We start from the raw sequence: 15,344 nt of genomic DNA, 5'->3' as shown, positions 1-15,344 counted from the left end.
ATGTGCTAATGAGGATATTGTAATTTATTAATACATAAAAAAGCCACGAACCCCTGATTATACCTATAATCATGAGTCTGTGGCTTTATTTTTTTGACCTATCTAAAATTTTGTTTCTTATTTAGAAAGCTCTGTAAAATATTTATAGAACAACGGAATTGTCGAAATGCCTTTTAAGTAATTCCAAACTCCAAAATGCTCGTTAGGGGAATGGATGGCATCACTGTCTAAGCCGAAGCCCATTAAAATGGTTTTACTCTTCAATTCTTGCTCAAAAAGCGCTACAATTGGAATACTACCACCACTACGTTGTGGAATCGGGGTTTTACCGAACGTTGCTTCGTAAGCTTTTGAAGCAGCTTGATAACCAATACTGTCAATTGGGGTGACATATCCTTGTCCACCATGATGAGGTTTTACCAACACTTTTACACCTTCAGGAGCAATACTTTCAAAATGATGTTTGAATAACGAGGTGATTTCTTCCCAATCCTGATTTGGCACCAATCGCATCGAAATTTTTGCAAATGCTTTACTTGCAATTACCGTTTTTGCGCCTTCGCCTGTATAGCCTCCCCAAATTCCGTTTACATCTAATGTTGGTCTAATAGAATTACGCTCATTTGTAGTGTATCCTTTTTCGCCATAAACAGCGTCAATATCCAACGATTTTTTATAGTCTTCTAATGAAAATGGTGCTTTAGCCATTTGTGCGCGCTCGTCATCAGATAGCTCTTCAACCTTATCGTAAAATCCAGGAATGGTAATATGGTTGTTTTCGTCATGCAATGAAGCAATCATTTTTGTCAACACATTAATAGGGTTGGCAACCGCACCACCGTATAAACCTGAGTGTAAATCTCGTTTTGGTCCTGTAACTTCTACTTCTACGTAGCTGAGGCCTCTTAAACCTGTTGTAATTGATGGTGTGTCCTTAGAAATCATTCCAGTATCTGAAATAAGAATGACATCGTTTTTCAGTTTCTCTTGATTTTGCTTCACAAAAGTAGATAGGTTCACACTGCCCACTTCCTCTTCGCCTTCAATCATAAATTTCACGTTACATGGCAACTGATTTGTAGAAGTCATAAACTCCAACGCTTTCACGTGCATGTACATTTGCCCTTTATCATCACAAGCGCCACGTGCAAAGATGGCACCTTCCGGATGTATGTCTGTTTTTTTAATAACAGGTTCAAATGGTGGGGAAGTCCATAAATTGATAGGATCCGCAGGCTGAACGTCATAATGCCCATAAACAAGGACTGTTGGTAAATTTTTGTCAATTATTTTTTCGCCATAAACAATTGGATAACCCTCAGTTTCACAAATTTCAACATGGTCGCATCCTGCTTTTTCTAAGCTTTTCTTGATTTCACTGGCTGTTTTAAGCACATCTTTTTTGAATGCAGAATCGGCGCTAACAGATGGAATTTTGAGCAAGTCAATCAGTTCGTTTATAAATCGGTCTTTATTTTGTTCTACGTAACTATCTATGTTTTGCATGTTTTGATATTTAATTATTTGTAATTGATTGTGTGTTGTTTTTTAAGATATTCAAAAGTACAAAATTTGAAGTGAATTTTCTTTGACAAGTTATTTGTATATTCAAAGGAATGTTTATATTTGCATCCCGATTCCGAGAATATTTCGGAACATAAGTTGCAGGTGTGGTGGAATTGGTAGACACGCTAGACTTAGGATCTAGTGCCGCGAGGTGTGGGAGTTCGAGTCTCCCCACCTGTACAGAAATCAAAGCTTCTCTTTTTAGAGAGGCTTTTTTTGTGGGGTAATCTGAGGTAGGTAACCAATAAAAAAAAGATGTTAGCGGCATAAGTATGAGCCACTAACATCTTTATTGTTTTTAATCTATTTGAAAGACTTTTTTAAGTCAGTCCTATAGATGAATTTTGCAAAACTTAAGCATGGGTAGGTTTTGGTGCCCATCTATCATACAGCGTCATGTCAAAACTATTCACTTCGTCCATCGTTAAGCCGAGTGCAGTTGCAACACCTTCTCCATATTCTGGGTCTGCTTTGTAACAGTTTCTGATATGGCGCACTTGGATAAATTTTTCTGCGCCACCTACTTGAGCGGCCGTATTTTTAAACAACACGTCGGCTTTACCATCGGCTTTGATAATGCGGAACAAATCACCTGGCTGTGTGAAGTAATCTTGATCATCATCCCTGAAATTATGTGCATACGCATCGCCACTCAATTCTAAAGGCGGTTCTTGCGCTTCAGGTTGTTCTTGCCATTGCCCATAGCTATTTGGTTCGTAATGTTTGGCCGCGCCATAGTTGCCGTCTACACGCATAGCGCCATCTCTATGAAAGGCGTGGTATGGACATGTCGGTTTGTTTACAGGAATTTGATAATGGTTAACTCCTAATCTATAGCGTTGCGCATCGCCATAAGAAAATAAGCGTCCTTGCAGCATTTTGTCTGGAGAGAAGCCGATTCCTGGAACAATATTCGTTGGATTGAAGGCTGCTTGCTCAACATCTTGGAAATAGTTTTCAGGATTTCTATTCAATTCAAATTCGCCCACAGGAATGAGTGGAAAATCCTTTTTAGACCACACTTTAGTCAAATCGAACGGATGAAAACGGTATGTTTTTGCTTGTTCTTCCGTCATCACCTGAATATACATTTTCCATTTCGGGAAGTCCTTGTTTTCAATGGCATCAAAAAGGTCTCTTTGAGACGATTCCCTATCCATTCCAACCACTTTTGCAGCTTCCTCGTCAGTAAAGTTTTCGATGCCCTGTTGGGTTACAAAATGAAACTTGACCCAATGTCTCACATTGTCTTTGTTGATAAGACTATAGGTATGGCTTCCAAATCCGTGCATATGTCTATAGCCTTTAGGGATGCCACGGTCGCTCATAATAATGGTTACTTGGTGCAATGCTTCCGGAAGTAGTGTCCAGAAATCCCAATTATTATTGGCGCTCCTTAGGTTAGTTTTAGGGTCACGTTTTACGGCATGGTTCAAATCCGGGAATTTCATCGGGTCGCGGAAGAAAAATACCGGCGTATTATTCCCTACTAAATCCCAAATGCCTTCTTCGGTATAAAATTTCAGTGCAAATCCGCGGATATCACGTTCCGCATCGGCAGCACCGCGTTCTCCGGCAACAGTAGAAAAACGACTAAACATTTCGGTCTTTTTTCCTATTTCGCTAAAAATTTTCGCTTTAGTGTATTTCGTAATATCGTGCGTTACGGTAAACGTTCCGAAAGCGCCTGAGCCTTTCGCATGCATTCGCCTTTCGGGGATTACCTCGCGATCAAAGTTTGCCATTTTCTCAAGAAACCATGCGTCCTGCATTAACATTGGCCCGCGTGGTCCCGCTGTTTGCACATTCTGATTATCAGGAACAGGTGCACCTGTCTGTCTGGTGAGTTTTGAATTTTTATCGTCCATTACGTATACTTTTTTTAAGGTGATTTTTTATGGCAATCAAGTTACAAATATTTTTCATACTTCTTAAATGGAATTCTAAATATTAGGAGTGTCGAAAGCGTGTGGAACTAAAAATTTGTCAGTTTTTAAGAGTGCAAGGTCTGTAAGATTGGGCACGTAAATTTAACATTTAAAAATTGGGGTTTAAGGCGAACAGAGGCTCAATGCGCTGGTAATTATAATGGTTATGTTTTGTGGGACAGCCTAAATTTTTGAGGGAAAAGTTAATATTATCTTAACGAAAACCTTTGAGAAGTGAAAAATTAATCATAACATTGCATTATGTATAACATAATACTTTTATACATAGCATGACTAATTTAACCTAATTCATCAAAATTATTTAGTATGAAAAAAAGAGAATCCAATATCATTTATATGATATTTATTTTGCTTTTCGCTCTTCCGGCCATGGTTTTTGGTCAGGAAAAGATAATCACAGGGACGGTAGTTTCGTCTACGGATAACATTCCGTTAACGGGTGCCACTATTATTGTGAAAGGAACAACCAGCGGAGCAATTACAGATTTTGACGGAAACTACAGCATTAAAGCAAATACGGGAGATGTTCTTGTATTTAGTTTTGTTGGGTTTCAAGCAAAGGAAGCGACTGTCGGTAACCAGGCAGTAATCAATGTGTCTTTAAAAGAAGATGCAGCAATGTTGGACGAAATTGTAATTACAGGGTACGGCCAACAAAGTAGAGCTAAACTAACTACTTCAGTATCTAAATTAGATACGCAAGTGTTAGAAACGTCAACCAGATCTAACGTTGCTACAGCGTTACAAGGAACAATTGCTGGTTTAAGAGTAACCAACACAACTGGTCAGCCAGGTGCAACGCCGCAAATTGTTTTACGTGGTGGTACTGGTTTTAATGGTACAGGGTCTCCGCTTATCTTAATTGATGGTATTCCAGGGTCATTTTTCGCTTTAAACTCAGACGATATTGAGTCTATTGAGGTTCTTAAAGATGCAGCTGCAACCGCTATTTATGGTGCAAGATCTGCGGATGGTGTCATCTTAGTAACTACTAAAACTGGTAAAGTTGGGAAATCTTCTATCAACTACAAGTATAAGTATAGTATGAACCACGAAAGAAACGATCAGAAGTATCTTAACGCGGCGCAACATATTGACTATAACAGACAGTCTATTGCTTGGAACAGACAAGTTGCTGGTAACGCGGGTGCTTTCGGTGCTTTCTTAGATGGGAATAATGGAGCAGGTACTGGTAACAATGCGACAAATGATCCGTTTACAACGCAATTTTTATCGGCATCAAATAGCTACTTGTTGAATACACCAGGATGGAAAACGATTCCAGATATTTTAGATCCAACCAAAGAAATCTTATTTTATGACAACCCAGAAGTAGGAGATCGTATTTATCAAACTAGCGCATCTAAAGATCACTATTTATCTTTTGACGGTGGTAACGAGAAAGGGACTTACTATTTAGGTTTAGGTGCATTAGATAATGATGGTTTAGTTTTAGGGTCAGGATTTTTAAGATACTCGGGTAAATTCAGCGGATCTTATAAAATTAGCGATAAATTTAAAGTAAACTCAAACGTACTTTACTCGCACTCTAACTTCACAAGAAGCCCATTAGGTGGAGATGATACAGTGTTTAGAAGATTCCAAGGTCAAGCGCCAACTTCTAGAACCTTTGATAGTAATGCAGACGGTACATGGTCAGATCAATATGCTCCAGGCCAAAACGAAGGTTTCGGTAACCCATTATACTATCAAGATAAATTTGTCAGAAAAAATTTAGAGCAACGTTTGTCTGCTTCTGTAGGTATCGATTGGGACATTCTTAATGACTTGAAATTTTCTTTAACAGGAAGTCATTTTACAGTTAATAATCATAACTCAAGCTTTAACAGAGCATATAGAACTGGTAGTAACTCAGGTCCATTACGTACAGGACGTGAAGCAGCAGTGAGTTTAGGTAGAACATTAAGAAACCAATTGACAGGAACTTTAAACTATACTAAGAAAGTTGGTGAGCACAGTTTCAACGCATTAATTGGTGCGGAGTACTATAAAGATAATTATTTCGGAACCTCTGCAGGAACAAGAAATTCTCCAACAGATTTAATTGAAACTCTAAATGCTGGAGCTGAAGCTGATGGAATTCCTTACAGTTTTGAAACGGAATATGTAATCACGTCTACTTTTGGTAGATTGTTATATGATTTTGATGATCGTTACTTATTCAGCTTTACCTATAGATATGATGGTTCTTCAAGATTAGGTAACAATAAATTCGATTTCTTCCCTGGTGTATCTTTCGGATGGAATGTACATAATGAAACATTCTTCCAAGAATCTTCACTTAAGAATGTAGTTTCTAGAATCAAGCCAAGATTAAGTTATGGTGTTAACGGTAACCAAGACGTCTTAAGTAATTACGGTGTATTTGGATCTTATGGAGGACAAGGTGTTTACAACGGTCAAACCGGATATGCCAATTCTTCATTACCAACACAAGACCTATTATGGGAAAAATCAACAACGTTTAATGCTGGTTTAGATATCTCTTTCTTTGATAACAGAGTGTCTATTATTACAGATGTATATTCAAGAGACATTAAAGACAAATTAGCATACTTAACATTACCATACTACACTGGGTTTAGCGGTATCTTAACTAACAACGGAACCATCAGAAACAAAGGTTTTGAATTGCAAGTTAATGGTGATATTGTTAGAAACGAAGATTTTACATGGAACATGGGTGCGACGTTTACAACAAACAAAAACTACGTTGTTAAACTTCCTGAAAATGATAACGACTTAAACAGACAAGGTGGTACATTGATTTGGAATGCATCAACTGGACAAGAAGAATGGGTTGGTGGTTATCAAGAAGGCCAACGTTCAGGTCATGACTTAGTGGTTGCTTTTGAGCAAGCAGGTATCTATAAAACGCAAGCTGAAGCTGATGCTGACAATGCAATTACTGACAATTACATGCCAGGTGCTAGCCGTAACAAACGTTGGGCTGGAGATGTTAAGTGGGTAGATCAAAATGGTGATGGTGTTATTAATCATTTAGACAGAAAAGTTATCGGACGTACAACTCCTGATTTCATTGGAGGTTTAACAACAAGTATGACCTATAAAAACTTCAACTTATTTGTGAAGACTGATTTTGCAACCGGACATTTAGTGTGGAACCACATTAGAAACAAAGGTTATGGTCAAACGCAAGGTAACTTAGCACAGCCAATTGAAGTAGCTGATTCTTGGACACCAAACAATACTGATACAGATTGGCCACGTTTCGTTTTCGTTAACGGATCCAAAAACGTTTGGAGAGGTGGAGAAGGTGCAACAGACTTACAGCACTATGGTAACGAGAAATTCTGGGAAAAAGGAGATTATTTAGCATTACGTGAAGTAACCTTGAGTTATAACATGCCAAGTAAATATTTTAACGATGCTATCCAAAGATTAAGCATCTACGTAACAGGATCAAACTTGCATTACTTTAAGAGTCTGAGTGGAGATACACCAGAAGAAGGTGGGGTTCAATATGGGTCATTCCCAGTGCCAAAAACGATTACATTAGGTCTTAACGTAACATTTTAAATTTTAGAAGATGAAAAAGTACATTTATATATTTATAGCTCTGGTCACTTTCAGTGCTTGTGAAAACGAGCTAGAATTGACAAGTCCTAGCGAATTGACAGCCCAAGGTTTTTGGGATACTGAAGAAGGTGTAAAAACTGCCCATACTGGTATGTTTGCCAATCTAAGAGGAACAGCAGGAACATTCTGGCAGTTAGGAGAAATGAGAAGTGATATTTGGGGTGGAAGAACCTTCGAATCACCTTTCAGTGAGAATTTAATCGAATCTAATATTACAGTTGCTACAGCGCCATTTGGAGGTTGGGCAGGATTGTATACTAGAATCCATAGAGTTAATGATTTTATCAAGAATGCACCAAACGTAACGTTTGTTAATCCAGCAGAGAAAAACCATTTAATGGGTCAGGCTTATGGTTTGAGAGCGTTATACTACTACACGTTATTGAAAACTTGGGGTGATGTGCCAATTATTTTAGAGCCTTTGGCTGAAGTTAATCCAGAAGGATTAAGTAGAGCAAGATCTCCTAAAACAGAGGTTATGGCGTTGATAAAATCGGATATTGCAGCGTCTTTAAACGCTTTTGGATCTGATAATAGCTATTGGGAAGGAAGCAGAGTGTTTTGGTCTAAAGCGGCTACACTAGCACTTAAAGGTGATGCTTATATCTGGTCTGGAAATTTACTAGGTGGCGGAAGTGCAGATTTTACTGAAGCTAAGACTGCGTTACAACAAATTTCTTCTTTAGGAGTTAGCTTGGCGCCAAATGTTAACAGCCTTTGGGGTGTTGACAATGAAGGAAATAATGAGTTTATTTTTGCTTTTCAATATAAGCAAGATGAGGCTGAAAACTTCTACAACAGTTTAACAGGTAGATCTACGGAGATTAACCCTCAATTTAATGATCAGGGAGAGTCCATGGGTGCTTTTGTTATTGCAGGTGCAAATAGATATGGTCCTTCAGAAGAAGTGCTTATGCTATTGGATGATAATAAAGACCAAAGAAAAGATGCGACTTTTATCAGATTATATAAAGATGATAATGCTGGATTAGGATATCCAACGTATACAGAGTCTAAATATTTTGGAGCTATTTTCAATAAGTTCTTAGGAAAAGTTATTGGTTCAGAGCGTATTTTCGAAAACGACGTGCCTTTATACAGATATGCTGACGTGGTATTAATGTTGGCCGAAGTGAAAAACTTGTTAGGTGAAGATCCATCTGAAGAAATCAACCAAATCCGTGCAAGAGCTTACGGATCTAATTACAATCCTTTAATCCATGGCTATGTTAACGGTTCTCAAGCAGAAAATACGAATGCTATTTTAGATGAGCGTTACAAAGAGTTTATTGGTGAAGGTAAAAGATGGTGGGATTTAAGACGTGCAGGAAACAGTTATGTTATCAATAACATCGATTTCCTTAACCCTGGTGATGAGTACAAATTGGAATTGCCTATCACAGAAGATATGATTGGTAGAAATCCATTATTGACGCAAACAGCAGGTTATACCAATTAATTAGAGTAAAGTTTGAGTTAGCCAAAAAGGAGAGTTATGTTTGAAATCTTAACTCTCTTTTTATTAAAATTCACACTATTCGTTAAAAAGCATATATGAAAATAAATAATTTAATAGCAGCTACCTATGCGCCAATGCACCAAGATGGTTCATTAAATACCAGTGTTATTAAGGCCTATGGAGAATTTTTGGTTAAAAATAAAGTAGCCGGAATTTTTATGAATGGCTCCACAGGAGACTTCGTGTCCTTATCTACTGAAGAGCGCAAGGAAATAACCAGTGCTTGGGCTAAACATAAATCGTCAGATTTATATTTGATTGACCACGTTGGAGATCCAAGTTTGAAGGTGGCAAAAGACTTAGCGACATTTGCTGCAGATAAAGTAGACGCCATTGCTGTATTAGCGCCTTACTATTTTAAATTAAATAGTATTGATAAGTTGGTGCACTATTGTAAAGAAGTTGCCGCTTGTGCGCCTAATTTACCGTTTTACTATTACCACATTCCAGTGTTGAGTGGCGCCAATTTAAACATGGCTGAGTTCTTAAAAGTGGCCTCTAAAGAAATCCCGAATTTAGAAGGCATCAAGTTTACCAATAACAACCTGATCGATTATTTGCATTGCAAGAATTTTGAAGGCGGTAAATACAACATCCTTTTCGGATTTGATGAGATCTTTCTTTCAAGTTTACCATTAGGAGCTGATGGATGGGTAGGAAGTACTTATAACCATTTAGCACCGGCATATTATAAAATAAAATCTTTGTTTGAAGAAGGCAAAATGGCTGAAGCAGCTGCATTGCAAACAAAAGCAATACGATTTGTTGAAATATTAGATGGTTACGGTGGATTTAACGGCGTTGCTAAAGGCTTTATGAAGACTTTGGGCATCGATTGTGGACCAAGCAGATTTCCACATGCCACGCTTTCTGATGATGTTTATGTTGAAATCAGGGCAGAATTGGAGCGTATCGGATTATTAGAACATTTAAGTAATTAATAGCAATAATTAATTTTGAAAGAAACCAAGTTTGAATTTACTTTTGAACTTGGTTTTTTTATGTTTAAAACAGATTTAATATGATTGTAGATAAAATTGAAAACATAGGCCTATACAAAGGCCTTCACAAAGGGATTGATAAGGCGTTAGCGTATATTAAAAACACCAATTTTGATGCCTTGCCAGTAGGCAAACATGAGATTGATGGCGATGCTGTCTTTGCTATTTTAAAGGAATACCCAACAAAGCCAATTGAAGATCAACTTATGGAGTCTCACATCAAATATATTGATGTACAATATGTAATTGAAGGTGTTGAGCATATGGGCGTCACTATGAAATCAGGACAAGACCCTAAAAAAGCCTATGATCCAGAAGATGATTACATGCTATTTGAGGAGCCTTATGACATTATCACGGTTAAAGCAGGAATGTATGCCATCTTCTTTCCAGACGATATCCACATGCCCGAAGTGACTACTGGAGCTCCATCAAACGTGAAAAAAGTAGTGGTTAAAGTTAAAATTCAGAATTCATAAGGACTCTCTCAAAATGAGGTTCTAAATGCTGCGCCAATCCTTTTCTGAATTTTTTAATGTCGTCATCCTTTAGGTAATTTAAAAGATCGCGATGCGTGACGAATTTCTTGGAATACTTATAGGTTTTGGCATCTGATAATTTGTGGTCATGCACGTATTGAAACACCGGTAACAAAATATTTTGTACGCGTTGCAAAGTTCTGTTGCCTGACATTTCGTAAAGTTTTCCGTGAAATGCCACCTCATTTTTCAAACTAAAAACACTCGAATGGGGAGACTTTTTCTCCATTCTATCTACTATTTTGGTCAACTCTTCCAAGTCTTCGGCTGTTTTTCTGGCGAACACTAAATCGACCATCCCCATTTCTAGAATCAAACGCATTTCAAAAATATCCTTTAAAGCTTCATCGCCCATTAAGTTAAGGCTCATCACTTTCTCAAAATTCAAAATAAAGTCCGGCTGGCTTAAAACCATGCCTTTATGTTTTTTTGAATCGATAATGCCAATCGTGCGCAATCGGGTAAGGGCTTCTCTAATCACCGTTCTACTCACCCCCAAAGTCTCAGCAAACTCCGTTTCTTTTGGGATCGCATCACCAACCTGAAGCTTATTATTTTTAATATATTCTGTAATACTTATTTCTACCTTATCTACTAGGCTTAAATTAGTTAAGGGCTTTATGGCAATGCGATTTTTCATTGAATTTTAATTTGTGCAAATGTAATTTATCAATCTAAATTTGCTAAGTTTGTATTATGTATTACATATACACGAATATAACAATTTTTTTGGACTTTTATCGGGCTTTTATTTTTCCATAAATATAATACAATGAACTATACAACACTTTATAAAAACACTTTGTTGAATGATGTCATCCCTTTTTGGGAACAACACTCGATTGATACAGAGCATGGTGGTTATTTTACATGTTTGGATAAAACAGGTAAAGTTTATGATACGGATAAATTTATGTGGCTTCAAGGTCGTCAAGCGTGGACCTTTTCTATGCTTTACAATACTGTCGAAAAAAATGAAAACTGGTTGAAGTTAGCCAAACATGGTATTGACTTTATCATTAAACACGGTATGGATAAAGATGGCAATTTCTATTTCTCGACAACCAAAGAAGGAAATCCGTTAGTACAGCCGTATAATATTTTTTCAGATTGTTTTGCAGCGATGGCTTTTAGTCAATACGCTATGGCATCTGGTGATGAAGAAATTAAACAACTCGCCAAGCAAACCTATTTGAATATTCTTAAAAAGAAAGACAATCCAAAAGGGAGTTACGAGAAAACGACCAGTGAGCGCCCGTTGAAAAGTTTTTCCTTGCCAATGATTTTGTCCAACTTAGTGTTGGAATTGGAAGGGGTTTTGGATGAAGAGGAAGTGAACAAAACCATCGATTTCAGTATCAATGAAGTCATGAATGTGTTTTTAGATAAAGAATCCGGACTTGTGTACGAATTTGTCCGTCCTGATGGCACGCATGAGGATAGTTATAACGGCCGACTTATAAATCCGGGTCACGGTATTGAAGCCATGTGGTTTATGATTGATATTGGGGTGAGAAGAAATGATAAGGAATTGATCAATAAAGCTGCGGATACCATCCTAAGAATTTTGGACTACGGATGGGATAAAAAGTATGGCGGAATCCTATACTTTATGGACGTCATGAACAAACCGCCACAACAGTTGGAGTGGGATCAAAAACTATGGTGGGTACACTTAGAAGCTTTGGTCGCATTATCTAAAGCGTATGAACACACAGGGAGAAAAGAATTGATGGATTGGTATGAAAAGGTTCACGAGTATGCGTGGTCTCATTTCTCAGATCCTGAAAATGGCGAATGGTATGGTTATTTGAACCGCCAAGGCGAGGTGTTATTAGATTTAAAAGGTGGCAAATGGAAAGGATGTTTCCATGTGCCAAGAGCGATGTACCAATGTTGGAAATCGTTCGAAAAAATAGAACAAAAGAAATAATACGATGACGAACGCTATACGACCTTATGTGTTGGCAGAAACCAATTGGAAGTCAGTTAAAGACACCAATTATACGGTAGCTATTTTGCCATGGGGCGCTACGGAAGCCCATAATTACCACCTGCCGTATGCCACTGATAATATTCAAGCAGAATATGTGGCTATCGCTGCTGCGGAACAAGCCTGGAATAAGGGTGCGAAGGTGGTGGTGTTGCCAACCATTCCTTTTGGAGTGAATACAGGTCAGATGGACATTTCGTTATGTATCAATATGAATCCAAGCACACAATATGCTGTTTTGAGAGATGTGGTTGAGGTGTTGGATGGTCAAAACATTCAAAAATTAGTGATCGTCAATGCACACGGCGGCAATAATTTTAAGCAGATGATTCGCGAACTGAGCATAGAATTTCCAAACGTGTTTGTCTGTGCCCTAAACTGGTTTCAGGCAGCCAATGCTAAAGACTATTTTGATGAACCTGGAGATCATGCCGGCGAGTTGGAGACTTCTGCAGTGATGCATATTGTGCCAAATTTGGTATTACCACTTGAGCAAGCAGGAAGTGGAAGTGCCAAACAATTTAAAATTAAAGGCCTTAGAGAAGGTTGGGTGAGCTCGCAACGTCAATGGACACAGGTAACTGAAGATACCGGTGTGGGTAATCCGATAAAAGCGACTGCAGAAAAAGGCAAAGCATTTTTAGACGCTGTAGTAAGCAACATCGCTGATTTTTTTGAAGAATTACATCACGCGAATGTGCATAATATGTACGAATAAAGACTGTCAAAACAGATAGGGACTGATTCGAGAGCTTCAAAATGAATGTATTCATTTGAAAAAAAAGTATGAGAATAATTGGGCAAATCTATTTTAAACACAGATTGTCTATTATTAAAGTCCTAATTAAGTCTTGATTCTTAATTCTAACAGCGAAGCAGTCTTAATTCTATATCCGATAATAAGAGAATAATAAATAATACATTTTTAACCATGAGAAAACTAATTGCATTACTGATTCCAGTATTCCTTTTTAATTGCGGTGTAAAAACCCAAAACACGAGCACAAATGATGGTGCGCCCGTATTTCAAGATTTGTTCAACACTTCAATGACTGAAGGTGTAGAGTGTTACCGTATTCCAGCCATTATTACCGCCCCAAATGGCGATGTGATTGCGGCAATTGATGAACGTGTGCCTGGCTGTGGCGATTTGAAATTCAGTAAGGACATTAATATTATTGTCAGACGAAGCGCTGATAATGGGAAAACATGGTCAGATATTGAAACGGCAGTCGATTTCCCTTATGGTGAATCAGCTTCTGATCCTTCATTTATTGTAGATCACGTAACCAATGAGATTTTCATGTTCTATAATTATATGAATTTGGATACTGAAAAAGATATCTATTACCTACATTATGTGAAGAGTTCTGATAACGGTAAAACCTGGAGTAAACCGGTAGATATTACCTCACAAATCGCGAAATCAGAATGGCACAAAGATTTTAAATTCATCACTTCAGGAAGAGGTATCCAAACCCGCTCAGGCAAATTATTGCATACCATGGTGAATTTGAATAGTGGCCTACACTTGTTTGGTAGTGATGACCACGGTAAAACTTGGTATTTTATAGACACGCCAATTCAACCAGCTGACGAATCCAAAGTGATTGAGCTTGCTGATGGTACCTTAATGATCAACGCTCGTGTTAATGGCAAAGGCTTACGTTACGTGCACACCTCTACAGATGAAGGAAAATCATGGACTACCGTTCCTGCGCCAGAGTTGATTGATCCAGGATGTAATGCCAGCATCATTCGCTATACGTCAATTGAAGATGGTTACAAAAAGAACAGACTACTTTTTTCAAATGCGAAATCTGAAAAAGGACGTGTTAATATGACCGTGCGTATCAGTTATGACGAAGGAAAAACCTGGTCAGAAGGAAAAACTATTTATGAAGGGTCTTCTGCATATTCAGAGATGACAATTCTTGATAATGGTGATATCGGATTGTTCTTTGAACAAGATAACTATACTAAGAATCCATTTGTGAGTTTTTCACTAAATTGGTTGACTGATGGTGCAGACACCTATCAAAAACCTAAGAAAAAATAACCTTTTTTCTCATAGCGCTGAAAATTAATGAGTCCACTCCGTAGTCGATTACAAATGCTCAAAGCATTCCTCTGGATTTTTTTATTCCTCGGGATAGGAGAGTTGATTCGCTACGTGTCAGATGTTCCAATTCCTGGGAATATCTTGGGGATGATTTTAATTTTCAGCGCTTTAAAATTAAAGTTGATCCAGCTGAAAGACGTGAAACCGGCTTCAGATCAACTATTGAAGTACATGGTACTGTTTTTTGTGCCTTATGGCGTTGGACTCATGTCGTACTTTGATTTTATAAGTGCTTACTGGATGATTCTATCTGTTATTGCAGTTGTCACGACGCTACTCACCCTCTACATTACAGCGTTCGTACAACAAAAACTGGAAAAACATGATTGACTTCTATCAGCTTCCCGTTTTTGGCATTCTTCTTACCGTCGTGGTTTTTTTTGCTGCGCGAGCTTTACGGTCCAAAATAAAATTCGTTTTATTTAATCCTGTTTTAGTAGCCATTACACTCATTATTCTGTTTTTGGTAGTTTTTGATATCCCTTTTGAGGATTATAATAAAGGCGGACAATATTTGAGTTTTTTTCTGGGACCAGCCATTGTAGCGCTTGGTGTTCTCTTTTATGAAAAATACCAACTGATCGAACATAACATTTACCCTTTTTTATTGGCCGTAGGTTGTGGCGGTATCATCAGTATTGCTTCGGTATCCTTAATTTCTATTGCGATGCATGCTCCTGATGTGCTCATCAGGTCACTTGTGTCCATGTCAGTCACCACGCCAATAGCGATTGAAATCACCAAAATCACTGAAGGAATTCCTTCCTTAACGGCAGGTGTTGTGATTGCGGTAGGGGTTTTTGGAAATGCCTTTGGATCGGGATTTTTGAGGTTAATAGGCATCAAAAGCCAGACCGCTGTAGGAACGGCGCTCGGGACCGCAGCACATGGTATCGGTACTGCGCGTGCTATTGAAATCGGACCTTTACCCGGCGCGTATAGTGGATTGGCCATGTGTGTCAATGGAATTCTGACCACACTTATTTCGCCGTATGTTGTACTTTGGATTGTTGGATCGCTATAACTTATTTATG

12 protein-coding genes and 1 tRNA gene are annotated in these 15,344 nt (G+C 38.1%); 10 read left to right on the top strand and 3 right to left on the bottom strand.

Annotated elements, in window-relative coordinates; translation table 11 throughout:
* Positions 1-117: 117 nt before the first annotated feature.
* Positions 118-1,506, bottom strand: a complete 1,389-nt coding sequence (locus Q0947_RS13895; RefSeq protein WP_299398900.1) for a dipeptidase — start codon at positions 1,504-1,506, stop codon at positions 118-120.
* A 158-nt stretch (positions 1,507-1,664) separates the two neighbouring features.
* Here Q0947_RS13895 and Q0947_RS13890 point away from each other — a divergent pair.
* Positions 1,665-1,746: transfer RNA gene (locus tag Q0947_RS13890), tRNA-Leu, on the top strand.
* A gap of 173 nt (positions 1,747-1,919) precedes the next feature.
* Here the strand turns inward: Q0947_RS13890 and Q0947_RS13885 are convergent.
* Positions 1,920-3,434: a catalase gene (locus Q0947_RS13885; protein WP_299398895.1), complete on the bottom strand. Its 1,515-nt coding sequence runs from the start codon at positions 3,432-3,434 to the stop codon at positions 1,920-1,922.
* Positions 3,435-3,821: 387 nt separating this feature from the next.
* Between Q0947_RS13885 and Q0947_RS13880 the strand changes: the two genes are divergently transcribed.
* The 4 genes from Q0947_RS13880 (at position 3,822) to Q0947_RS13865 (ending at position 10,135) form a co-directional block, all read left to right on the top strand.
* Positions 3,822-7,076 (top strand): SusC/RagA family TonB-linked outer membrane protein, encoded by a 3,255-nt coding sequence (locus tag Q0947_RS13880; protein ID WP_299398890.1) that lies wholly within the window; start codon positions 3,822-3,824, stop codon positions 7,074-7,076.
* Positions 7,077-7,086: 10 nt separating this feature from the next.
* Positions 7,087-8,595, top strand: coding sequence for a RagB/SusD family nutrient uptake outer membrane protein (locus tag Q0947_RS13875; RefSeq protein WP_299398886.1), 1,509 nt, complete (start codon positions 7,087-7,089; stop codon positions 8,593-8,595).
* 95 nt (positions 8,596-8,690) lie between these two features.
* Positions 8,691-9,596, top strand: a complete 906-nt coding sequence (locus Q0947_RS13870; RefSeq protein ID WP_299398882.1) for a dihydrodipicolinate synthase family protein — start codon at positions 8,691-8,693, stop codon at positions 9,594-9,596.
* An 80-nt stretch (positions 9,597-9,676) separates the two neighbouring features.
* Positions 9,677-10,135: a YhcH/YjgK/YiaL family protein gene (locus Q0947_RS13865; RefSeq protein WP_246923014.1), complete on the top strand. Its 459-nt coding sequence runs from the start codon at positions 9,677-9,679 to the stop codon at positions 10,133-10,135.
* Here Q0947_RS13865 and Q0947_RS13860 read toward each other — a convergent pair.
* A complete protein-coding gene (locus Q0947_RS13860; protein ID WP_299398874.1) occupies positions 10,116-10,835 on the bottom strand; it encodes an FCD domain-containing protein in 720 nt (239 codons plus the stop codon). The two genes, Q0947_RS13865 and Q0947_RS13860, sit on opposite strands and share 20 nt — an antisense overlap.
* Before the next feature lie 132 nt (positions 10,836-10,967).
* On the opposite strand from Q0947_RS13860, the gene Q0947_RS13855 reads away from it, so the two are divergent.
* From Q0947_RS13855 to Q0947_RS13835, 5 genes are all read left to right on the top strand, one after another.
* The gene (locus tag Q0947_RS13855) at positions 10,968-12,128 is read left to right on the top strand and encodes an AGE family epimerase/isomerase (protein ID WP_299398870.1); all 1,161 of its coding nucleotides are present in this window, start codon (positions 10,968-10,970) and stop codon (positions 12,126-12,128) included.
* A 4-nt stretch (positions 12,129-12,132) separates the two neighbouring features.
* Entirely contained in the window at positions 12,133-12,906 is a 774-nt protein-coding gene (locus tag Q0947_RS13850) for a creatininase family protein (protein ID WP_299398865.1), read from the top strand.
* A 213-nt stretch (positions 12,907-13,119) separates the two neighbouring features.
* Entirely contained in the window at positions 13,120-14,247 is a 1,128-nt protein-coding gene (locus tag Q0947_RS13845; RefSeq protein ID WP_299398860.1) for a sialidase family protein, read from the top strand.
* 27 nt (positions 14,248-14,274) lie between these two features.
* The gene (locus Q0947_RS13840; protein WP_299398855.1) at positions 14,275-14,640 is read left to right on the top strand and encodes a CidA/LrgA family protein; all 366 of its coding nucleotides are present in this window, start codon (positions 14,275-14,277) and stop codon (positions 14,638-14,640) included.
* Entirely contained in the window at positions 14,633-15,334 is a 702-nt protein-coding gene (locus Q0947_RS13835) for an LrgB family protein (RefSeq protein WP_299398851.1), read from the top strand. The genes Q0947_RS13840 and Q0947_RS13835 overlap by 8 nt, the downstream gene beginning before the upstream one ends.
* Positions 15,335-15,344: the final 10 nt, after the last annotated feature.

This window comes from uncultured Gelidibacter sp., from assembly GCF_947500795.1.
In the GTDB taxonomy this organism is placed as follows: Bacteria; Bacteroidota; Bacteroidia; order Flavobacteriales; family Flavobacteriaceae; genus Gelidibacter.
Note: the sequence above shows the minus strand (reverse complement) of the source record. Positions and strands in the feature narration are given on the sequence as shown.